Origin of the sequence: Streptomyces yangpuensis, assembly GCF_024666385.1 — a bacterium.
GTDB classification, from domain to species: Bacteria; Actinomycetota; Actinomycetes; order Streptomycetales; family Streptomycetaceae; genus Streptomyces; species Streptomyces yangpuensis.
Genome location: NZ_CP102514.1, coordinates 3,657,600 through 3,678,483 on the forward strand (window position 1 = coordinate 3,657,600; position 20,884 = coordinate 3,678,483).

18 protein-coding genes are annotated in these 20,884 nt (G+C 71.7%); 7 read left to right on the top strand and 11 right to left on the bottom strand.

Annotated features, from left to right (window positions below; genetic code table 11):
* Positions 1-78: 78 nt before the first annotated feature.
* On the bottom strand, positions 79-633 hold the full coding sequence (locus tag NRK68_RS16680) for a hypothetical protein (protein WP_183066348.1): 555 nt from the start codon (positions 631-633) through the stop codon (positions 79-81).
* Between the two features lie 162 nt (positions 634-795).
* Here NRK68_RS16680 and NRK68_RS16685 point away from each other — a divergent pair, with 162 nt between their 5' ends.
* Both NRK68_RS16685 and NRK68_RS16690 read left to right on the top strand, forming a co-directional pair.
* A complete protein-coding gene (locus tag NRK68_RS16685) occupies positions 796-1,785 on the top strand; it encodes a sensor histidine kinase (RefSeq protein WP_183066349.1) in 990 nt (329 codons plus the stop codon).
* A gap of 9 nt (positions 1,786-1,794) precedes the next feature.
* Positions 1,795-2,439: a response regulator gene (locus tag NRK68_RS16690; RefSeq protein WP_183066350.1), complete on the top strand. Its 645-nt coding sequence runs from the start codon at positions 1,795-1,797 to the stop codon at positions 2,437-2,439.
* On the opposite strand, the gene NRK68_RS16695 is transcribed toward NRK68_RS16690, so the two are convergent.
* From NRK68_RS16695 to NRK68_RS16715, 5 genes are all read right to left on the bottom strand, one after another.
* Positions 2,440-3,105, bottom strand: coding sequence for a rhomboid-like protein (locus NRK68_RS16695; RefSeq protein WP_183066351.1), 666 nt, complete (start codon positions 3,103-3,105; stop codon positions 2,440-2,442).
* 85 nt (positions 3,106-3,190) lie between these two features.
* On the bottom strand, positions 3,191-3,910 hold the full coding sequence (locus NRK68_RS16700; RefSeq protein WP_046778382.1) for an ABC transporter permease: 720 nt from the start codon (positions 3,908-3,910) through the stop codon (positions 3,191-3,193).
* A 21-nt stretch (positions 3,911-3,931) separates the two neighbouring features.
* On the bottom strand, positions 3,932-4,843 hold the full coding sequence (locus NRK68_RS16705) for an ABC transporter ATP-binding protein (protein WP_030956885.1): 912 nt from the start codon (positions 4,841-4,843) through the stop codon (positions 3,932-3,934).
* Positions 4,840-5,727: an ABC transporter permease gene (locus NRK68_RS16710; RefSeq protein ID WP_046777606.1), complete on the bottom strand. Its 888-nt coding sequence runs from the start codon at positions 5,725-5,727 to the stop codon at positions 4,840-4,842. Before NRK68_RS16710 ends, NRK68_RS16705 begins: the two co-directional genes overlap by 4 nt.
* The gene (locus NRK68_RS16715; protein WP_183066352.1) at positions 5,717-6,706 is read right to left on the bottom strand and encodes an ABC transporter ATP-binding protein; all 990 of its coding nucleotides are present in this window, start codon (positions 6,704-6,706) and stop codon (positions 5,717-5,719) included. The genes NRK68_RS16710 and NRK68_RS16715 overlap by 11 nt, the downstream gene beginning before the upstream one ends.
* Positions 6,707-6,923: 217 nt before the next feature.
* Here NRK68_RS16715 and NRK68_RS16720 point away from each other — a divergent pair, with 217 nt between their 5' ends.
* The 3 genes from NRK68_RS16720 to NRK68_RS16730 all read left to right on the top strand — a co-directional run bounded on the left by NRK68_RS16720 (position 6,924) and on the right by NRK68_RS16730 (position 10,723).
* Positions 6,924-7,796, top strand: a complete 873-nt coding sequence (locus tag NRK68_RS16720) for a M24 family metallopeptidase (RefSeq protein ID WP_183066353.1) — start codon at positions 6,924-6,926, stop codon at positions 7,794-7,796.
* Between the two features lie 23 nt (positions 7,797-7,819).
* Positions 7,820-9,583, top strand: a complete 1,764-nt coding sequence (locus tag NRK68_RS16725) for an SDR family oxidoreductase (protein ID WP_183066700.1) — start codon at positions 7,820-7,822, stop codon at positions 9,581-9,583.
* A 225-nt stretch (positions 9,584-9,808) separates the two neighbouring features.
* The gene (locus NRK68_RS16730) at positions 9,809-10,723 is read left to right on the top strand and encodes a MerR family transcriptional regulator (protein ID WP_183066354.1); all 915 of its coding nucleotides are present in this window, start codon (positions 9,809-9,811) and stop codon (positions 10,721-10,723) included.
* A gap of 115 nt (positions 10,724-10,838) precedes the next feature.
* On the opposite strand, the gene NRK68_RS16735 is transcribed toward NRK68_RS16730, so the two are convergent.
* Complete coding sequence (locus NRK68_RS16735; protein ID WP_183066355.1) at positions 10,839-11,666, bottom strand: aquaporin; 828 nt, start codon at positions 11,664-11,666, stop codon at positions 10,839-10,841.
* Positions 11,667-11,809: 143 nt separating this feature from the next.
* Here NRK68_RS16735 and NRK68_RS16740 point away from each other — a divergent pair, with 143 nt between their 5' ends.
* Positions 11,810-12,349: an RNA 2'-phosphotransferase gene (locus NRK68_RS16740; protein WP_183066356.1), complete on the top strand. Its 540-nt coding sequence runs from the start codon at positions 11,810-11,812 to the stop codon at positions 12,347-12,349.
* An 82-nt stretch (positions 12,350-12,431) separates the two neighbouring features.
* Here NRK68_RS16740 and NRK68_RS16745 read toward each other — a convergent pair whose 3' ends face one another.
* Complete coding sequence (locus NRK68_RS16745) at positions 12,432-13,337, bottom strand: LLM class flavin-dependent oxidoreductase (protein WP_183066357.1); 906 nt, start codon at positions 13,335-13,337, stop codon at positions 12,432-12,434.
* A 119-nt stretch (positions 13,338-13,456) separates the two neighbouring features.
* Between NRK68_RS16745 and NRK68_RS16750 the strand changes: the two genes are divergently transcribed.
* The gene (locus tag NRK68_RS16750; RefSeq protein ID WP_183066358.1) at positions 13,457-14,350 is read left to right on the top strand and encodes a Cof-type HAD-IIB family hydrolase; all 894 of its coding nucleotides are present in this window, start codon (positions 13,457-13,459) and stop codon (positions 14,348-14,350) included.
* An 81-nt stretch (positions 14,351-14,431) separates the two neighbouring features.
* Here the strand turns inward: NRK68_RS16750 and NRK68_RS16755 are convergent, their stop codons facing one another.
* From NRK68_RS16755 to cydB, 3 genes are all read right to left on the bottom strand, one after another.
* Positions 14,432-16,183, bottom strand: coding sequence for a GAF domain-containing sensor histidine kinase (locus tag NRK68_RS16755; protein ID WP_257856126.1), 1,752 nt, complete (start codon positions 16,181-16,183; stop codon positions 14,432-14,434).
* Between the two features lie 24 nt (positions 16,184-16,207).
* Positions 16,208-19,795, bottom strand: a complete 3,588-nt coding sequence (cydD, locus tag NRK68_RS16760; protein WP_257856127.1) for a thiol reductant ABC exporter subunit CydD — start codon at positions 19,793-19,795, stop codon at positions 16,208-16,210.
* An 81-nt stretch (positions 19,796-19,876) separates the two neighbouring features.
* Positions 19,877-20,878: a cytochrome d ubiquinol oxidase subunit II gene (cydB, locus tag NRK68_RS16765; RefSeq protein ID WP_257856128.1), complete on the bottom strand. Its 1,002-nt coding sequence runs from the start codon at positions 20,876-20,878 to the stop codon at positions 19,877-19,879.
* Positions 20,879-20,884 lie beyond the last annotated feature (6 nt).

Consider the following 20,884-nt stretch of genomic DNA (forward strand, 5'->3'; position numbering starts at 1 on the left):
TGCCCCGGACCTTTTGTTGCTCCCCGCACGCCTCACTCTGCCCCGCCCCGAAGCCCCGTACCAGCGAATTTCCGCCCGTCAGCCGTGCAAGCGGCGCCGCTGCCAGTAGGCGACGGTGAGGACGCCGAGCAACGGCCCCCACAGCAGCAGGGGCACGTAGGACAGGGTGAAGATCCACAGGGCGGGTCCGGTGGGCGCGTCGGGGTTCGCGGCGTTGACCTCGCTCCATGTCGCGGCGCCCAGAGAGGTGATGCCGGTGAGCGCGAGCGCGCCGAGCGCCGCGGGGACCGCCGCCACCAGCGGGTGCAACCGGCGTCCGCCCAGCCGCGGAACCCAGCCGGGCAGTTGCTCGCCCCAGCGCCGGACCAGACCGAGGCTCAACAGGCCCAGGCACTCCTGCAGGACGGTGACGAACACGAGGACCAGGGATTCCCGGCCCGGGTAGTACGAGTGGTGCAGATCGCTGCCCGGACCCCAGCCCATGGGGACGCCGGCCGCGATCGCCAGCCGCCACAGGCAGCTGGGGAGCACGGTCAGCGAGGCGAGCACGGCGATCCGGTTCAGCCACGGTGACACTCCCGGTACGGCGTCCGGGGCCTGCGCGCGGGCGGTGGAGACGGGGGCGGAGGTCATCGTCCAAGTCCTTCGGGAGAGGGGCGGTGCGATGCATCGAGCCTCGTCGCCCTCGGCTCCCCGGACCATCCGCCGATCGGCAGGCCTGCGGGCGTCCGCCGGGGCGGGAGGTCTGCCGGATGGGGGATGGGCGGGCGTCGGGTGCGCTCGTAGGGTCGGGTCATGACCGTCAACCTTCGTGCTGTGTGGGCCCCGTTACTGGCTTCGGCCTCCCTCGCCGGAATCGTCGCCACCGCCCTGGGGGTGCCCGCGGCGCGGCTGATGCTCTGGTCGGGCTTCCTGCTCCTGCTGCTCGTCCTCGTGGCCCGCTGGTCACCGGCGCGTTCGGGGACCGTCGCGGGTGTTCTCGGCGTGGTCGCGGTCTCGGTGTGGCCGGTGCCGCTGGTGTGGGAGACCGGTTCGTGGCTGGAGATCAGCGGTGTGGCGGGCTTCTGGGCGGTCCCGGCCCTCGGGGCCGCGGCGGCCGGCGGCTACCTGCGCCGCCAGGCGGCCCGGATGGAGCAGGCCGTACGGGATGCGCGGCGCGACCAGCAGCTGGAACTGGCCCGCGATCTGCATGACTTCGTGGCTCACGACGTGAGCGCCATCGTGGTGCAGGCGCAGGCCGCGCGGTTCGTGGCCGAGCAGGATCCCGGGCAGGCGGTCCGGGCGCTGGAGCGGATCGAGACGGCGGGACTGAGCGCGCTGGCGTCGATGGACCGCACGGTGCACGCGCTGCAGGAGGCCGCGGGCGGGCCGACGGCTCCCGTCCCGGGCCTGGACCGACTGCCCGAGCTGGTGGGGCGGTTCGAGGGGGGAGCCCTGGACGCCGACGCCGAGGCGATGCGGGAGCTGTCGAGGGAGGCGGACACCACTGCGTACCGGGTGGCTGTCGAAGCGCTGACGAACGTACGACGGCACGCGCCTGGGGCGGCCGTGGTCCGGGTCTCCGTACGCCGGGCCGGCGCGGGCACCGAGGTCAGCGTGACCAACTCCGCCGCCCCGCGCGGCGGGGGCGGGCTGCTGGCCCGCCGCCGGCGGAGCGGTACCGGGCTGGCCGGCCTGCGGGCGCGGGTGGAGGCCGCGGGCGGAACCCTGCGGGCGGGGGCGGCCGAGGACGGCGGATGGCGGGTTTGCGCCGTCTTCCCGGCGGAGGAGAAGGCCCTCAGGTGATCATGACGGGTGACCACACGCATCCTGATAGCCGATGACCAAGAGGACATCCGCAGCGGATTCCGGCTGATCCTCGATTCACAGCCGGACATGACCGTCGTGGGGGAGGCGGCGGACGGGGAGAGCGCGGTGGCGCTGGCCCGGCAGCTGCGGCCCGACGTGGTGCTCGCGGACATCCGGATGCCACGGCTCGACGGGCTGGAGGTGACCCGGCTGCTGGCGCCCGAGACACGGGTGGTGGTCGTGACCACCTTCGACCTCGACGAATATGTGCACACCGCGCTGCGCAACGGCGCCTGCGGCTTCCTGCTGAAGCGGTCCGGACCGGCGCTGCTGATCGAGGGCGTTCGGGCCGCGATGGCGGGGGACACCCTGATCAGCCCGCAGATCACGGTGCGGCTGCTGCGCCGGCTGACGCAGCCGGGTCCGGTCGCCCGGCCCTCGGCCCACCCGCTGACGGAGCGGGAGCTGGAGATCGTGCGGCTGGTGGCGCGGGGGTTCACCAACGCCGAGATCGGCGGGGAGCTGTTCATCACGGCGGGCACGGCCAAGACCCATATCGCGAACATCCAGGCCAAGATCGGGGCACGGAACCGGGTGGGGATCGCCGCATGGGCGTGGGAGCACGGCGTCGCGACAGCGGACGCGGACTAGTCACGTTTCACGTGAAACAGGCGGTGGGGGCGGTGTTTCACGTGAAACAACGTGGCGCGTGAGCGGCCAGGACAGCAGCCCGACGGCCAGCGCGATGGCGTGGCCGAGGTCGGTGAAGGTGCCGCCGGTGGCGAGGGGGATCCCGAAGAAGGCGACCGCTCCGGCCAGGTAGAACCATCGCCAGGGGCTGGGGAGCCGGTAGGTGAGGACACCGATGGAGGCCGCGAGTCCGTAGCTGACGCCGATGTCGACGACATGGGTCATGCTGCGCGGGGCACGGTGGTCCTGGATGGCCGTCAGGAGGACCTTCTGGCTGATCAGGGTGGCGACGACATGTGCGGTGGCCACGATCACGAGCCAGCGCAGGGTCCCGAGCCATCGCTCGACGGGTGCGTGGAAGACCTCGAAGAGCACGGCATAGAGGGCGAGCGAGGCCGGGTTCGCGATCCAGAAGGCGCTGCTGATGAGCGCCCGGACGGGGTGCTGGACGAGCTGGTGGATGTTGCTGCTGTTGCGGTGCAGCAGGACACGGTCCAGCTGGTCGGGCGCGATCGCGACGATGATGCTGGTCACGGCGATGATCAGCAGCCAGATGTGCGTTCCGGGTGAGGAACGTATCCAGGACCGCAGGGGCCTGGACGGCTCCGGGGCGGTGTGCTCGATCATGCCCCGATGATGACCCGCAAAGCGGTGCCCCGCCTGGCCGGTGGGCCGGGCGGGGCACTGTCGCGGGGGTGGGTGCGGCCGGGGTCTACTCCTCGCCCGCCAGCGTGAGGCGGCGCAGCTTCTGGCCCGCGTAGGCGGTGGCTCCGACGGTGACCACGACGAGCAGGACCGACGCGGTGGGCAGGCCCACCGTGGCGTCGACGTACCCCTCGCCGGCGACCTTCTCTGCCAGGGCCAGGGCCCACTGCTGGACGCTGAGGGTCTTGGCCCCCGAGACCAGGCTGCCGAAGAGCGACTCCCAGATCAGGGCGTAGACCAGGCCGAAGACGACCGCGTGCCGGCTGACCGTGCCCAGCAGCAGGAAGAGGGCGCTGTAGGCGATCGAGGCCACGAGGGCGGCGATCGTGTAGGCGACGGCGATCTGCTGGCCGTTGCCGTTGAGGATGAATCCGGCGATCAGAGTGGGGATCGCGGAGAAGGCCATGGTGACGGCGATCGCCACGATCAGCTTGGTCATGATGATCTTCGGGCGCTTCACCGGCTTGGCCAGCAGATAGACGATGGAGCCGTCGTCGATCTCGGGCCCGATGGCGCCGGTGCCGGCGATGACACCGATCAGCGGGACCATGGTGGCGAGCGCGAAGCCCCCGAGGAGATCGGCCGCGACCTTGTCGTCCACGCCGACGAAGGCGCGGACCACGAGGGCGATGACGATCAGCAGGGCGGGAAGTGCGAAGAGGATGAGCGCGCGGCGCCGGCCGAGCAGGGCCCGGTAGGTGAGCCGGGCAACGGTGGGGTCGTACACGTACATGGGTGCCAGCTCCTTTCAGGCCGTGACGAGGTAGGAGAAGACCGACTCGAGGGACTCGTCGGAGGGCGAGACCGTCAGCAGCCGGATGCCGTGCTGTCGGGCCACCAGGGGCAGCAGCTCGGTGAAGCGGCCGAAGTCCACGGCCTGGATGCGCAGCGCGCCCTCCTTCAGGTCGACCTCGATGCCGGCCGTGGAGGGGTCGGCGATCAGGGCCGCGGCGAGCGACCGGTCGTCGGAGGAGCGGACGAGGTAGCGGTGCGGGCGGTCCGTCATCAGGCGGCGGATCTTGCGGAAGTCACCGGAGGCGGCGTGCCGGCCGGCCACGACCACCTCGATGTGCGAGGCGAGCTGTTCGACCTCCTCCAGGATGTGGGAGGAGAACAGGACGGTGCGTCCTTCGTCGCCCATGCGCCGCAGGAGGTCCATCAGCTGCATGCGCTGACGGGGGTCCATGCCGTTGAACGGCTCGTCCAGGAGCAGCACGGACGGGTCGTGGACGAGGGCGGACGCCATCTTCACGCGCTGGCGCATGCCCTTGGAGTACGTGGAGATCTTGCGGTCCTGCGCGTACTCCATCTCGACGGTGGCCAGGGCGCGCTGTGCGGCCGCGTCGTCGAGGCCGTGGAGCTCGGCGTTGGCGACGACGAACTCACGGCCGGTGAGGAAGTCGTACATCGCCTCGCGCTCGGGCACGACGCCCACGTGCTTGTAGATCTGCTCGTTCTGCCAGATCGGTGCGCCGTCGAGGGTGACGGTGCCCGTGGAGGGGGCGAGGAAGCCGCCCATCATGTTGATGAGGGTGGACTTGCCCGCGCCGTTCGGGCCCAGCAGTCCCGTGACGCCGGGGCCGATGCGCATGGTCACGTCGTTGACGGCGACGACGTTCCCGAACCAGCGGGAGGTGTGGTCGATGTCGATGGTGGTCACAGCCCGGCCTTCCGGTAGCGGGCCATCAGGGCGGCGTAGGAGCCGGCGATGAGGCCGAGGGCGACGAGCAGGTAGACGAAGCCGATGCCGGCCGAGGGGCCTTCACCGCCGGGGAAGGCGGAGGTGGCGCCGAGGAACGCCGTCTGTACGCCGTCGATCAGGGTGATCGGGGAGAACAGGCCCAGCCAGTCGATGGATCCGGCGTTCCCGGTGCTGTAGGCGATGCCCTGAACCGCGGTGACCGCGCCGTAGGGGATCAGGAGCACTGCGATGATCGCCGCGACGCCGAACCCGCGGCGCGGGGTCAGCGCGGCCATCACCAGGCCGATCCCGGAGAAGAGCAGCGACAGCAGCAGAACCGACACGAGTCCTTGCCCGAATCCCTTGGTCTGGTCGACGAAGTCGAACTTCGCCAGGAGCGCGCCGATCCACATGATCAGCAGCGGGGTCGCGGTGAGGATGAACATGGCCGAGGCCATGGCCGCGTACTTGGCCACGACGTAGTCGACGCGTTCGATGGGCCGCGAGAAGTAGAGCGGGACCGTCTTGAAGCGCAGGTCCCGCGAGACCGACTGCGGCGCCTGGGAGGCGAGGTAGAGGCCGATGACCACCTGGGTGGTCAGAGCGTACGTCGTGTACTTGATCGGCAGGTCCGTGGAACCGGGCACGGCGATGGCCACCGCGACGATGATGAGCGCCGGGACGCACATCACCGCGAAGAGCAGCATCGGGAGGACCTTCGACTTGGCGGACCGGCCGAGCCCGTAGGCGCCGCGCAGGGACTGCGAGAACAGCGACTTGCGGGCGTAGGCGCGGCCGAGCCGGGGTCCGTCGTAGGACCGGTAGCCGATGTTGTGGATCTGTGTCGACGTCTCAGGCGCCATCGGAACCGGCTCCCTTCTGCTGAGCGGTGTACGCGGGCTGGTCGTTGTCGCGGAAGACCTCCGCGATGTGGTGGCGGCGCTGTTCCATGCGGACCAGGCCGACGCCCAGCTCGGCGACGGTGTCGCGAATGGTGTCGTAGGTGCTCTCGCCGGTGGCCTCGACAAGGAGGATGTGCCCGGCTCCGGGCAGGCCCTGCTCCTCGCCCGCGTGCAGGGTGAGGCCGGCCTCGGTGAGCGCCTTGCGCAGGGCGGCGGTGCCGTCCGGGTGGGCGTCGGAGTCGGTGACCTCGACCGCGAGAGTCGCGGTGGTCTGCGTGAAGTCGCTGGTGGAGCTGGAACGCAGCAGCTTGCCGCCGTCGACGACCACGACGTGGTCGCAGGTCCTCTCCAGCTCGCCGAGGAGGTGGGAGGTGACCAGGACGGAGATGCCGAAGTCGGTGTAGACGCGGCGGATCAGGCCGAGCATCTCGTCGCGCCCGACCGGGTCCAGACCGTTGGTCGGCTCGTCGAGGAGGACCAGCTGGGGGTCGTGGACGAGTGCCTGGGCGAGCTTGACGCGCTGCTTCATGCCGGTGGAATAGCCGCCGATGGGGCGGTAGCGCTCCTCGTACAGCCCGACGTGGCGCAGGGTGTCGGCGGTGCGCTCGCGGGCCGCGGTCGGCGGCAGCCCGGACATGCGCGCCATGTGGACGACGAACTCGGTGGCCGAGACGTCGGGTGGCAGGCAGTCGTGCTCAGGCATGTACCCGACGCGTTCACGGATGGCGCTGCCATGCGTATGGACGTCGAGGCCGAGCACGGCGGCGCTGCCCTCGGTGGCGGGGGACAGTCCCAGCAGAATCTTGATCAGCGTGGACTTGCCGGCTCCGTTGGCGCCCACGAGCCCGGTCACGCCGGGGCCGATGTCCAGGGAGAGCCGGTCGAGGGCGGTCACTCGGGGGTACCGCTTGCTCAGGCTTTCAGTCGCGATGACAGTCACGGAACCGACGTTAGTGGCGCGGCTCTCGCCAGGCGTCAGACCTGGAGCTGGATCCGGTCTCAGCCTTCAGGCGTACATGCCCGTACTGGAGGCTGATGTGGACCGGACAACTTTGTCCACAGGTCCGTGCACGACCCTTGACGTGATCTCCGGTCATTGTCACATTCATCAGTGTCAACTTACGGGCGCGTACGGCTACACGGATGGACGGGCTGACATGGCTGGGGACACCAGGCAACGCACCGCGCTGCACTCCGGACGGCTCTCCGCCGACCTGAGCGGGTTCAGAGAGGTGCAGCGCCTCTCGTACGAGTGCGCCGAGGCGGTCGCTGCCCAGCTGCGGCCCGGCGTGACCGAGCGCGAGGCCGCGCGCATGCAGCGCGAGTGGCTGCGCGACCGCGGGGTGCGGGACTGGTTCCACCTGCCGTTCGCCTGGTTCGGGGACCGCACCGCCTTCGCGAACTTCCGGATCCCGCTGCAGTTCTTCCCGACCAACCGGCGGCTGGAGCCGGGCATGCCCTTCATCCTCGACATGGCGCCGGTCTACAAGGGCTTCTCGGCGGACATCGGCTACTCGGGCAGCCTCGGACTCAATCCGGTGCAGGACCGGCTCATGGCGGACCTGCGGGAGCACCGGGAGCTGATCCTGGAGCAGGTGCGCGAGCGCCGCTCCCTGCGAGAGATCTACGAGGACGTCGAGCGCCTGATGAACCGGCAGGGGTACGCCAACCGGCACCGCGCCTACCCCTTCGGCGTCATAGCCCACAAGATCGACCGGGTGAAGGAGCGGCGCTGGTCGCCGACGGCGTTCGGTTTCGGCACCCAGTCCCTCAAGGGGCTGGCCGCTGACGCCCTGCACGGGCACCGTGAGGGCTGGTCCCCGCTGTGGAGCCCGTACCGCTTCTCCGACCACCCGCCACAGCCCGGACTGTGGGCGGTGGAACCACACCTGGGCTTCCGGGGCACCGGAGCGAAGTTCGAGGAGATCCTCGTGGTCACCGACTCGCGGGACCCCGAGGAGAGCGCGTTCTGGCTCGACGACGACCTGCCGCACGTGCGGCGCTGGGCCGAGGAGGAGAAGGCAGCATGAGCGGCATGAGCGGAGCGGGAGCGATGGAGCCGGCGGGCGCGCGGGAGCGCTGGGTGCGCACCGGCGGGGTCGAGTTGTGCGTGGTCGAGCTCGGCGAGCGGGGCCGTCCGACGGTGCTGCTGGTGCACGGCTACCCGGACAGCAAGGAGGTCTGGACGGAGGTCGCCGAGCGGCTGGCGACCCGCTTCCACGTGGTGCTCTACGACGTGCGCGGCCACGGGCGCTCCACCGCGCCGCAGCCGCTGCGCGGCGGCTTCACCCTGGAGAAGCTGACCGACGACTTCCTGGCGGTGGCGGACGCGGTCAGTCCGGACCGGCCGGTGCACCTGGTCGGCCACGACTGGGGTTCGGTACAGGGCTGGGAGTTCGCGACGGTCGGCCGCACGGAGGGGCGGATCGCGTCCTTCACGTCGATGTCGGGGCCCTCCCTGGACCACTTCGGGCACTGGATCAAGAAGCGCATGGCGCGGCCGACCCCGCGGGCGGCGGCGCAGCTCCTCGGCCAGGGCGCCAAGTCCTGGTACGTCTACATGCTGCACACCCCCGTGCTGCCGGAGCTCGCCTGGCGCGGGCCGCTCGGCAAGCGGTGGCCCAAGATGCTGCAGCGCGTCGAGAAGGTGCCGGCCGGGTCCTACCCGACGGCCTCGCTGCCCTCGGACGCGGCGCACGGGGCCTGGCTCTACCGCGACAACGTACGCCCGAGGCTGCGCCGGCCGCGCTCCGACGCGTACGCCCACGTACCGGTGCAGCTGATCACTCCGACCGGGGACGCGTTCCTGTCCGAGCGGCTCTACGACGGCCTGGAGCGGTGGGCCCCGGACCTGCTGCGGCGGACGCTGCCCGCCAAGCACTGGATACCGCGTACCCGGCCCGACCAGCTGGCCTCCTGGATCACCGAGTTCGTCACGGCCCGGGAGGAGCCGGCGGCGCGGGCACCGGAACAGAAGGCCCCGGCCAGGTACGCCGACCGCTTCGGCGGCCAGCTGGTCCTGGTCACCGGCGCGGCCAGCGGGATCGGCCGGGCCACCGCCTTCGCCTTCGCCGAGGCGGGAGCACGGGTGGTGGCCGTGGACCGGGACGCGGAGGGCGCGGCGCGCACGGCCGACATGGCCCGCCTGGTCGGTGCCCCCGAGGCGTGGGCGGAGTGCGTGGACGTCAGCGACGAGCAGGCGATGGAGAAGCTGGCGGCGAAGGTCGCCGCCGAGTACGGGATCGTCGACGTCCTGGTCAACAACGCCGGGATCGGCCTGTCCGGGGCCTTCCTCGACACCACGGCCGAGGACTGGAAGAAGGTTCTGGACGTCAATCTGTGGGGCGTCATCCACGGCTGCCGGATCTTCGGGAAGCAGATGGCCGAGCGCGGCCAGGGCGGGCACATCGTCAACACCGCCTCGGCCGCGGCCTATCTGCCCTCCCGCACCCTGCCCGCCTACAGCACCTCGAAGGCGGCGGTGCTGATGCTGTCGGAGTGCCTGCGCGCGGAACTCGCCTCGAAGTCCATCGGCGTCTCCGCGATCTGCCCCGGCATCGTCAACACCAACATCACCGCGACCTCGCGCTTCGCCGGGGTGGACGAGGCCGAGGAGAAGCGCCGCCAGGAACGCTCCTCGCGGCTGTACGGCCTGCGCAACTTCCCGCCGGAGAAGGTCGCCGACGCGATCCTGCGCGCCGTCGTCCGCAACGAGGCGGTCGTGCCGGTCACGCCCGAGTCCAAGGGCGCCCTGTGGATGTCCCGCTTCGCCCCGCGCACCCTGCGGCGCATCGCCCGACTGGAGCCCCGGCTGTGACCGGGGTCCCGGATCCGTCGGGCGTGCACGGCCGCGCGGGGGCCGCGGGACCGGTGCCCCCGCGCAGAGAGCCCGGCACGGCCATACCCGGCTTCTGCCGGCGGTCGTACCATCCCTCGCAGGAGGGCTCGCTGCGCAGGGCGGTCGAGTACCTTGCGGCTTCGCCTGCCGCCCGGGCCGCAGCCGGCGCGGGCGGCCGAGCCGCCATGTCGTAGGGAGCCGGGATTGTCCGATCAGGCCGTAGCCGAGTACCGGATCGAGGATCTGGCGCACCACAGCGGAGCGACGGTGCGCACGATCCGCGCGTACCAGGACCGCGGTCTGCTGCCCAAGCCGGAACGGCGGGGCCGCTCCAACGTCTACCGGGACACGCACCTGGCGCGGCTGCGCCAGATCGCCGACCTGCTGGACCGCGGCTACACCCTGGCCTCCATCAAGGAGCTGCTGGAGGCCTGGGACGCGGGACGCGGACTGGGAGGCGTACTGGGGCTGGTCGCGGAGGTGCACGGGCCGTGGACCGATGAGGAGGCGGCCCGGATCAGCCGGGACGAGCTGAACGCACGGTTCGGCGGGCTGCCCGACGACGAAGCGGTGGGCGAGGCCTGCGACCTGGGTGTGCTGGAGCGGATCCCGGGGCGGCCGGACCAGTTCCTGGTGCCGTCCCCGCAGGAACTGGCGGTGGCGGCCGAGCTGTACGCGGCTGGGGTGCCGCTCGCGGCGATCACCGGTCACCTCCGGGAACTGCGGGGTCAGGTGGAGCACATCGCCTCGCGGTTCCTGGAGTTCACCACCGAGCACGTCTTCGCGCGGTATCTCGGGCAGGTGCCGCCCACCGACGCGGACGCCGCGGAGGCGGCGACGATGGTGCGGCGGCTGCGGCCACTGGCACAGCAGACCGTGGACGCGGAACTGGCGCGGGCGATGCGGCTCTTCGCGACCCGGCACCTCCAGCGACATTTGGGAACGGCGGGGACACCGCAGCCGACGGGCCCCTCCCCGGTGGCCCTGCCCGCCGGAACGGTACGGGCGGTACAGGAGCTGGTCGGCGCCGAGCACGTGGCGGAGTTCGTGCGGGCCGCGACGGAGCGGGAGATCCAGGCCCGGACGATGAATGATCTGGCACGTCGGGGAGACCGGTAGCGCCTGAGCGGATCGGTCCACAGGTTCCACAGGGCGGATCACGCGTTTGTCGTCAAAACCCGCCCAAACGGCTGTGGACAAGTGCCCTTTCCCTGTGGGTAACCGGGACGGCGTCTCACCCTACGGTCCGGTAGGCGTCCCGGTCGGGGCTCGCTCCGTCTGCCGGCCCGGGCGCGGGGAGCGCGGCCGGTACGGCCGTTGCGCCCGGCCCCGGCTCGGCCCCGCGGGTCCCCCGGCCGGCACGGCTCGTGCCGCTCTTCGCGCCGGATCCGTAGAGGAAGGCGGCCAGGGCCAGCCCGACGATCCCGCCGAACAGCTGGGCGGCGACGAAGCCCGGCAGCGAACCGGGCGCGATGCCGGTGAAGGAATCGCTGAAGCTGCGCCCGATGGTGCCGGCCGGGTTGGCGAAGGAGCCGGAGGAGGTGAACCAGATCGCGGCCGCGATGTAAGCCGCCACCGCTGCCGGGATGAGACGGGCGCGCCCGATGTGCCCCAGCCCCTGGATCACGAGGACGAGACCGGCGGTGGCGATCACCTCTCCGACGAGCAGGTGGCCCCCGTCGAGGGCCTGCGTGGCGAAGGCGCCCGGGGTCCGGCCGAACATGGCCTCCGCGAGGAAGGCACCGCCGATGGCGCCGGCGGTCTGGGCGGCGACGTAGACGGGCACCTCGCGCCCGCCGACCCCCTCGCCACCGGTGCGGCGGGTCCACCAGGAGGTGAGGGTCACCACCGGGTTGAGGTGGGCGCCGGACAGCGGCCCGAAGAGGGTGATGATCAGCCCGAGGCCGATGGCCGACGCGAACGAGTTGGCGATGAGGGCGACACCGGTGTCGGTGCTGAGCTCCGCGGCCTTGAGCCCGGAGCCGATCACGACCACGAGCAGGCCAGCCGTTCCGATCAGCTCGGCAGCCGCGCGGCGTGGCAGAGAGGTATGGACTGTCATGGTTCTCCCCCAGAGCGGAAGTAATAATGGAAAGCATATTCCGCATACTGGAATGAGGATAGAGGGCGTCCGCCGTCGTCCGGCACCGCGAGCCCCACGAAAATCCCTGCCGGAAGGTCTCCCGAGCGGGCACGCTGGGGTTCATGGATGAAAGACGCACCGTGAAGGTGTCCAAATACGTCTCGAAACATCTGCGGCACCAGCCGGAACGGATCGGACTGGTGCTCGACGCCAACGGCTGGGTGGAGATCGACGACCTGCTGCGCGCCGCCGCCGCGCACGGCTTCCACTTCAGCCGCGCCGAGCTCGATCACGTCGTGGCAGCCAACGACAAGCAGCGGTTCGCCGTCGACGGAACCCGCATCCGGGCCAGCCAGGGACACACCGTGGCCGTGGACCTGGACCTTCCGGAGGCCGAACCGCCCGCTTACCTCTACCACGGCACCGTGGCCGCCGCCCTCGACCCGATCCGTGCCGAAGGCCTGCGCCCGATGGCCCGCCACCATGTGCACCTGTCCCCCGACCGGGAGACCGCGACCCGGGTGGGCGCGCGCCGCGGCCGGCCCGTCGTGCTCAGCGTGGACGCCGCGGCGATGCGTGCGGCCGGGCACGTCTTCCGGATCAGCGCCAACGGGGTGTGGCTGGTGGACGCCGTACCCCCGCAGTTCCTGCGCTTCCCGTAGCCGAACCCTGCACGCTCACGGGCGAGGTGACGCTCCGTCCACCCTCTGCCGCCGCTCCACGCGGAGCGGCGACGGCCGTCGGTCAGCTGTCGAGCTGCGCCAGGGCCTCGGTGGCGATCTTCTCGAAAACGGCCTCGTCGGCGGCGAAGTCGGAGTCCGGGATCGGCGCGTGGATCACCAGCTCCGTGAAGCCCAGCTCGCGGTGCCGGCCCGCGAAGTCGACGAACGCGTCCACGGACGCCAGCACGGTATTGGCCTCGGGCGTGAAGCCGGTCAACAGGATCTTCTCCATGGGCTGGGAATCCCGGCCGATCTCCGCGCAGGCTTTGTCGAGCCGTGCGAGCTGTCCGCGCACAGCCTCCAGCGACTGCTCGGGCGTGCCGTCCTCGAAGAGCTTCGGGTCACCCGTGGTCACCCACGCCTGCCCGTACCGGGCGGCGAGCCGAAGACCGCGCGGTCCGGTCGCGGCAACCGCGAACGGCAGCCGCGGCTTCTGCACACAGCCGGGGATGTTGCGGGCCTCCTCGGCGGAGTAGAAGGTGCCCTCGTGGCTCACGGAGCCCTCGGTCAGCAGCCGGTCCAGCAGCGCCACGAACTCGGCGAAGCGATCGGCGCGCTCACGCGGGGACCAGGCCTCCTGGCCCAGGGCCGTCGCGTCGAAGCCGTTGCCGCCGGCGCCGATGCCGAGGGTGACACGGCCGCCCGAGACATCGTCCAGGGTGATGAGGTCCTTGGCGAGGGTCACCGGGTGACGAAAGTTCGGCGAGGTCACGAGCGTGCCCAGACGCAGCCGTTCGGTGGCGGCGGCCGCGGCGGTCAGGGTGGGCACCGCACCGAACCAGGGGCCGTCGCGGAAGGTCCGCCATGACAGGTGGTCGTAGGTGTAGGCGGCGTGGAACCCGAGCTGCTCGGCCCGCAGCCACTGGTCCCGACCCCCCTCATGCCATCGACGTACCGGAAGGATCACCGTGCTCAGACGCAGACTCATGCATCGAGCCTACGGCGGGCCGATGTTTCACGTGAAACACATCGAGCCACGCGCTGTTTCACGTGAAACAGCGCCCTCCGCGGCAGCCTGGCTTGATCATGGTCCGGTCCTCCCGTCCCATGGGCGAAGATGGAGCCGTGACCTCGGCTCCTCAGTGCCCGGACGGGCCCACCCCCACTCCCCGGCTCATCGCCACCGACCTCGACGGCACCCTGCTGCGCGACGACCAGTCCGTCTCGCCGCGTACCGTCGCCGCACTCGCCGCAGCCGAGGAGGCGGGGATCGAGGTCTTCTTCGTCACGGGCCGCCCCGCACGGTGGATGGACGTGGTCGCCGACCACGTCCACGGTCACGGCCTGGCGATCTGCGCCAATGGCGCGGCGGTGGTCGACTTGCATGCCGGACGGGAGTTCGTCCAGGTCCGAGCCCTCCCGAGGACGGCCGCACTCTCCGTCGTCGAAGCTCTGCGTGCGGCGGCACCCGGCACGTCCTTCGCGGTCGAGCTGACCACCGGCATCAACTACGAGCCCGCCTACCCGCCCTTCTTCAAGGATCCGGGCGCCGGACTCGCGGCCGCCGAGCAACTGCTCCAGGAGAACACCGGCGAAGGCGAAGGCCCAGCGCCCGTACTCAAGCTGCTCGCACACCACTCCGAAATCGCCCCGGACGAGTTCCTCGCACTGGCCCGCTCCGCCGCCGGCGCGTACGCGTCGATCACCCGGTCCAGCCCCACCTCCCTGCTGGAGATCAGTGGGCACGGCGTGTCCAAGGCGAGCACGCTGGCACTGTGCTGTGCCGAACGGGGCATCTCCCCGGACCAGGTGGTCGCTTTCGGAGACATGCCGAACGACGTGGAGATGCTCAGCTGGGCCGGCACCTCCTACGCGATGGGCAATGCCCACCCCGATGTGATCGCTGCCGCGTCCGGCCGTACGGTCGCCAACAACGAGGACGGGGTCGCCCTCGTCATCGAACGCATCCTGGCCGAACGGCTCGCACGACACGAGGCGTAGGCCGAACAGGTGCGGGCCGGGCGGGCTCGGACCGGGCAAGCGCAGGCCAGGCAGGACCGGACGCCCGCCGGCCGGCCGCCCCTACTGGAGCGGGGCCTCCCACACCAGGGTGGTCCCGCCGCCGTCCTCCCCGAGGCCCGCCCCGTAGGAGCTCGTGCCGCCCAGGGACTCCGCCCGCCGCCGCAGGTTGCGCAGGCCGCTGCGCCGACCGCTCTCGGGGATGCCCACCCCGTCGTCGGCGACTTCCAGCCGGACTCCGGGCCGGCCGTCGGGCAACGCGACGGTGCAGTCCAGGACCACCTCGATCCGGGACGCGTCGGCGTGCCGGAAGGCATTGGACAGCGCCTCGCGCAGCGCGGCGATCAGGTTCTTGCCCACGAGCTCGCCGACGACCGTGTCGACCGGGCCGAGGAAGCGGTGTGCCGGTTTGAAGCCCAGCGGGACGGCCGCCATGTTGATCTCCCGCAGGACGCGGGTGCGCAGCCCGGACGGTGCCTCCGCGGGACCCTGCTGGAGGGCGAAGATCGCCGTACGGATCTCCTGGATCGTCACGTCCAGTTCGTCCACGGCCTTGCCCACGCCGTCGCGGACCTCGGGGACGATCGACCTGCGCTGGGCGCCCTCCAGCATCATCCCGGTGGCGAACAGCCGCTGGATGACCAGGTCGTGCAGGTCACGTGCGATCCGGTCGCGGTCCTCGAAGACCGCCAGCCGCTCCCGGTCGCGTTGCGCCTCGGCCATCATCAGCGCGAGTGCCGCCTGCGAGGCGAACTGGGTGGCCAGGGTCCGCTCGGACTCGCTGAAGGGCCGGCCGCCGCGGGCCCGCGGGGTGACCAGAGCGCCCAGGACCCGCCCGCCGCTGTGCAGGGGGAGCATCATGCAGGGGCCGAACGCGCTGGTGAGCGGACTGATCATGTGGGGGTCCGACGAGGCGTCGTCCGTGAAGACCGGCTCGCCGCACAGCAGATGGTCCACCACCGGACTCTCGGCCGGGATCACCACGCCGAGCGAGGTGGCCGCGTTCTCCGCGGATACGGCGACGATCTCCATCCCGCCCTCCTCGGCCGGCAGCAGGACGATCCCGGCGGCGGAGTCGGCCAGGCGGCGGGCCTGTTCGGCCACAACCGAGAGTGCGTCGTCGGCGTCCCCGCCGGACAGCAGGGCGGTGGTGACCGCGACCGAGCCGTCGATCCAGCGCTCGCGCTGGGTGGCCGCCTCGTACAGCCGGGCGTTACCGATGGCGATGCCCGCCTCGGTGGCCAGCACCCGGACCATGTGGACGTCGTAGTCGCTGAACTCGACGCCGCCGTGCTTCTCGGCGAGGTACAGGTTGCCGAAGATCTCCCCCTGCACGCGGATGGGGACACCGAGGAAGGTCTTCATGGGCGGGTGGTGCGCCGGGAAACCGGCCGAGCGCGGGTCCTTCGTCAGGTCGGCGAGCCGGACGGTGTCCGAGTGCGAGATCAACGCTCCGAGCAGGCCCCTTTTCCCGTCCGGACGGTGGCCGATCTGCCGGGCCACCTCCGGGCTGATCCCGTACGTGACGAAGTCGGAGAGCCCGCGGCCCTCCGTGTCGACGACACCGAGCGCCGCGTAGCGGGCGTCCGCCAGCTCGGCCGCGGTCTCGCAGATACGGTCGAGCGTGGAGTGCAGCTCCAGCCCGGTACCGACCGACCGCATGGCCTCCAGCAGCTGCGGCACCCGGGCCGTGAGCTCGGTCGACAGTCCGTGCAGACTCTTGGTGGCCTCGGTGGCGGCAGCCAGGGGATCCGGTGTCCCCTGCGAGGGATCCGGCAGCGGATCCGATGAGTGCTGCGACGACTGCGCTGACATGTCCTTGAGCCTAGTTAGTCCCCATTAGACGGGAAAGCTGGCCAAAGTCCGGTCGGTTTCCCGTTCCCGCTCCAGCATCCGGCGCAGCGGCCCCTCGACGGCGGCCAGCTCCGCGTACTCACCGCGCTGCACGACCTCGCCGCGGTCCAGCACAAGCACCTCGTCGACCGCCTCCAGGCCGGCCAGCCGGTGCGTGATCAGCACGGTGGTCCTGCCCTCCGTGGCGGTCAGCAGGTCCGCGGTCAGGGCGTCCGCCGTGACCAGGTCCAGGTGCTCGGCCGGCTCGTCCAGGACCAGTACGGGGAAGTCCGCCAGCAGCGCCCGGGCCAGGGCGAGGCGCTGGCGCTGGCCGCCCGAGATCCGCTCGCCGTGCTCGCCGACCAGTGTGTCCAGCCCGTCCGGAAGCCCGTCCGCCCACTCCAGCAGCCGGGCCGCGGCCAGCGCGTCCCGCAGCTGCTCCTCGCTCGCCCCGGTCCGGGCCAGCCGGAGGTTCTCCCGGACCGAGCTGTCGAAGAGGTGCGCGTCCTGGGCGCACAGGCCGACGAGCGCCCGTACGTCATCGCTGTCGAGGGTGCGCGCGTCCACACCGGCCAGGCTGTAGGAGCCCTCGGCCGGGTCCAGGAACCGGAGTACGACCTGGGCCAGCGTGGTCTTGCCCGAGCCCGAGGGGCCGACGACCGCGATGCGGCGGCCGGCCTCCAGGGTGAGATCCAGCCCGCGCAGCGCGTCACGTTCCTGGCCCGGGTGGCGGGCGGTGAGTCCGGTCAGCCGGAGCGGGAAGGGCGAGGCGGGAGCAGCGGCGGGCTGCTCGGGCTCGGCGACGGGAGCGGGCGCGTCGATGACCTCGTAGACCCGTTCGGCGCTACGGCGCACCCGCTGGCGGTACTGGACGGCGAGAGGGAGTCCGCTGACCGCCTCGAAGGCGGCGAGGGGCGTCAGGACCGCGACCGCCATCGCAACCCCGGACAGCCGTCCGTCGTGGACCGCGTTCGCGGCAACAGCAGCGGCGGCCACGACCGTGAGCCCGCAGACCAGGGCGGACAGTCCGCCGCCCAGCCCGCCCGCGGCGGCGCCCCGTGCGGCGATGCGCGTCAGCACGCCGTCGCTCTCCCGCGCCCGGTCCTTGCGGTCCGCCAGCGCCCCGGCAACCGTCAGCTCCGCGGTGCCGGTCAGCAGGTCGGCCACCCGGGTGGCGAGTTCGCCCCGGGCGGGCGCGAGCCTGCGCTCCGCCCGGCGGGCGCAGGCGCCGCTGACCAGCGGCACCCCGATGCCCGCGGCGAGCAGGCCGACGGCGAGCACGGCCCCGGCCTCGGGCAGCAGCCACGTGGTGAAGGCGACGGAGCCCGTTCCGACGAGCACCGCGGTGCCGACGGGCAGCAGCCAGCGCAGCCAGTAGTCCTGCAGCGCGTCGGCGTCGGCGACCAGCCGGGCCAGCAGGTCCCCGCGCCGGTGTTCGCGCAGTCCGGCGGGCGCGATGCGTTCCAGCCGCCGGTACACCGACACCCTGAGGTCGGCGAGCATCCGCAGAACGGCGTCGTGCGAGACGAGCCGCTCGGCGTACCGAAAGACGGCGCGGCCCAATCCGAAGGCCCGCGTCGCGGTGACCGCCACCATCAGATAGAGGACGGGGGGCTGTTCGGAGGCCCTGGAGATCAGCCAGCCCGACACGGCCATCAGGCCGACGCTGCAGCCGACGGCCAGCGCCCCGAGCAGCAGACCCAGCCTGAAACGTCCCTGCCATGCCTTCGCCACCGCCCGCACCCGGCGCAGCGGATCCGCGCCGCCGGTGTCGGACGCACCGCCGCCGGTCCGCAGCCGCTCCGGGGCGGAGCCGAGGATCCACTCCCCGGCGTCCGGGCCGAAACCGTCGGGGGAGGGCTCCTCGGCTTCCGTCCCGGCCCCTCCGGGGCGGGGGAGCGGTCCTGCGGACAGCGCGAGCCCGGAAAGCGGCTCGGCGGGAACGGGACCGGCCGTCATACGGATCACCCGGTCCGCGACAGCAAGCAGGGCCGGCCGGTGCACGACCAGCAGCACCGTCCGTCCCGCGGAGAGCCGCCGCACCGCGTCCACGATCCCCGCCTCGGTCTCGCCGTCCAGCGCCGCCGTCGGCTCGTCCAGCAGCAGGACCGGACGGTCCGCCAGGAAGGCCCGGGCCAGTGCCAGCCGCTGCCGCTGCCCGGCCGACAGGCCGACGCCGCCCTCGCCCAGCAGGGTCTCGGCGCCGCGCGGGAGCGCGGACACGAACTCCCAGGCTCCGGCGTCCTTCAGGGCGGCGGTCACCGCACCCTCACCGGCCCCGGGCCGGGCCAGCCGTACGTTCTCGGCGACGGTCCCTGCGAACAGGTGCGGCCGCTGCGGCACCCACGCGATCCGCTCCCGCCAGTGCTCCGGTGACAGCTCGGCCAGGTCCACGCCCGCGATGCGGACCCGCCCGGCGGTCGGCCGGACGAATCCCAGCAGCACCTGGAGCAGCGTGGACTTGCCGGCCCCGCTCGGGCCGGTGAGGGCCACGCACTCCCCCGGTGCGACGGTCAGCGAGACGGGCCGGGGTGAGTCCTCGTCCCGGCCCTCGTACCGGACGGCGACCCCGTCGATCTCGATCCGCAGGGGAGCGCCGGCCGGCAGTTCCGCCGTACCGGCCGGACCGGCGGCGGCGGCGGGGGTCTCCAGGATCTCGAAGATCTCCTCGGCGGCCGCGAGTCCCTCCGCGGCCGCGTGGTACTGCGCCCCCACCTGCCGCAGCGGCAGATAGGCCTCGGGCGCCAGGATCAGGATGACCAGCCCGGTGTAGAGGTCCAGTTCGCCGTGGACCAGCCGCATGCCGATGGTCACGGCGACCAGCGCGACCGACAGGGTCGCCAGCAGTTCCAGGGCGAAGGACGACAGGAAGGCGATGCGCAGTGTCCGCATCGTCGCACGCCGGTAGTCGTCGGTGATCTTGCGGATCGACTCGGCCTGCGCCTTGGCCCGGCCGAAGACCTTCAGTGTGGGGAGCCCGGCCACCACGTCGAGGAAGTGCCCGGACAGCCGTGACAGCAGGCGCCACTGGCGGTCCATCCGGGACTGGGTGGCCATACCGATGAGGACCATGAACACCGGGATCAGGGGGAGGGTGACCACGATGATGGCCGCCGACACCCAGTCCTCGGTGACGATACGGGCGAGCACCGCCACCGGCACCACGACCGCGAGCCCCAGCTGGGGCAGGTAGCGGGAGAAGTAGTCGTCGAGCGCGTCCACGCCCCGGGTGGCCAGCGAGACCAGCGACCCGGTCCGCTGTCCGCCCGGACGCCCGGGCCCTGTCTCCGCGGCCCGGTCCAGCAGCCGGCCCCGCAGTTCCGACTTGACCGCCGCGCTGGCGCGGTGCGCGGCCAGCTCCGTCAGCCATGCGATCAGAGCGCGGCCGAGCGCCACCGCCGCGAGCAGCAGCAGCGGCGTGCGGAGCGCCGCGCCGCCGAGGCCCTGCTCGAAGGCGCCCACCACGATCTCGGCGATGAGCATCGCCTGGCCGACGACCAGCCCCGCCCCGGCCAGCCCGAGGGCCACCACCGCCCCCAGGAAGAGGCGGGTGGAACGGGCGTACCGGAGCAGGCGCGGGTCGATCGGTTTCACGTGAAACATCCTCCGAGGGAGGGCCGGCCGGGCCGGCGGGCCGGGCGGCGCGAGGGGAAGGGCGCGTTCACTGGCACGGAATCAGTGCGCGTCGACGATGTGCTGCGTACCGATCCGCTTGCGGAACACCCAGTAGGTCCAGCCCTGGTAGAGCAGCACGAGCGGGGTGGCGACGGCGGCGCACCAGGTCATGATCTTCAGCGTGTAGGGGCTGGACGAGGCGTTGGTGACCGTGAGGCTCCAGGCCGCGTCGAGCGAGGAGGGCATCACGTTCGGGAAGAGCGTCAGGAAGAGCATCGCGACGGCCGCCGCGATGGTGATCCCGGACAGAGCGAACGACCAGCCCTCGCGCCCCGCCAGGTTGAAGCCGAGCGCCCCGAGCAGGGCCAGCACCGCGACGGCCATCGCGACCAGGCTCTTGCCGTCGCCGCGCGAGACCTGGGTCCAGATGAGGAAGACCAGGGCGAGTACGGCGGTGACAAGGCCCAGTGCGGTCGCCATCCTGCGCGACCGCTCCCGGATGTCACCGACGGTCTTGAGCGAGGCGAAGACCGCGCCGTGGAAGGTGAACAGGGTGAGCGTGACCAGCCCGCCGAGGACCGAGTAGACGTTGAGCAGGTCGAGGAAGCTGCCGACGTACTCCTTGTTCTGGTCGATCTTCACTCCGCGCACGATGTTGGCGAAGGCCACGCCCCAGAGGAAGGCCGGGATCAGCGAGGTCCAGAAGATCGCGTGTTCCCAGTTGGTCTGCCAGCGGTCCTCGGGGCGCTTGTGCCGGTACTCGAAGGCCACCCCGCGGATGATCAGGCAGATCAGGATGAGCAGCAGCGGCAGGTAGAAGCCGGAGAAGAGGGTGGCGTACCAGTCGGGGAAGGCGGCGAAGGTCGCACCGCCCGCCGTGAGCAGCCAGACCTCGTTGCCGTCCCACACGGGCCCGATCGTGTTGATCAGAACCCGCTTCTCCGTACGGTCGCGGGCGAGCAGCTTGGTCAGCACGCCGATGCCGAAGTCGAAGCCCTCCAGGAAGAAGTAGCCGGTCCACAGGACGGCGATCAGCACGAACCAGACGTCGTGGAGCTCCATGGTGCG

Bases quoted from the DNA above. Each gene is read 5' to 3' on its own strand.
- cydB (WP_257856128.1), bottom strand. From the start codon at position 20,878: ATGGAGCTCCACGACGTCTGGTTCGTGCTGATCGCCGTCCTGTGGACC.
- NRK68_RS16735 (WP_183066355.1), bottom strand. From the start codon at position 11,666: ATGACAGTCCATACCTCTCTGCCACGCCGCGCGGCTGCCGAGCTGATC.
- NRK68_RS16755 (WP_257856126.1), bottom strand. From the start codon at position 16,183: ATGTCAGCGCAGTCGTCGCAGCACTCATCGGATCCGCTGCCGGATCCC.
- NRK68_RS16750 (WP_183066358.1), top strand. From the start codon at position 13,457: ATGGGCGAAGATGGAGCCGTGACCTCGGCTCCTCAGTGCCCGGACGGG.
- NRK68_RS16725 (WP_183066700.1), top strand. From the start codon at position 7,820: ATGGAGCCGGCGGGCGCGCGGGAGCGCTGGGTGCGCACCGGCGGGGTC.
- NRK68_RS16680 (WP_183066348.1), bottom strand. From the start codon at position 633: ATGACCTCCGCCCCCGTCTCCACCGCCCGCGCGCAGGCCCCGGACGCC.
- NRK68_RS16740 (WP_183066356.1), top strand. From the start codon at position 11,810: ATGGATGAAAGACGCACCGTGAAGGTGTCCAAATACGTCTCGAAACAT.
- NRK68_RS16710 (WP_046777606.1), bottom strand. From the start codon at position 5,727: ATGGCGCCTGAGACGTCGACACAGATCCACAACATCGGCTACCGGTCC.
- NRK68_RS16745 (WP_183066357.1), bottom strand. From the start codon at position 13,337: ATGAGTCTGCGTCTGAGCACGGTGATCCTTCCGGTACGTCGATGGCAT.
- NRK68_RS16685 (WP_183066349.1), top strand. From the start codon at position 796: ATGACCGTCAACCTTCGTGCTGTGTGGGCCCCGTTACTGGCTTCGGCC.
- NRK68_RS16695 (WP_183066351.1), bottom strand. From the start codon at position 3,105: ATGATCGAGCACACCGCCCCGGAGCCGTCCAGGCCCCTGCGGTCCTGG.
- NRK68_RS16720 (WP_183066353.1), top strand. From the start codon at position 6,924: ATGGCTGGGGACACCAGGCAACGCACCGCGCTGCACTCCGGACGGCTC.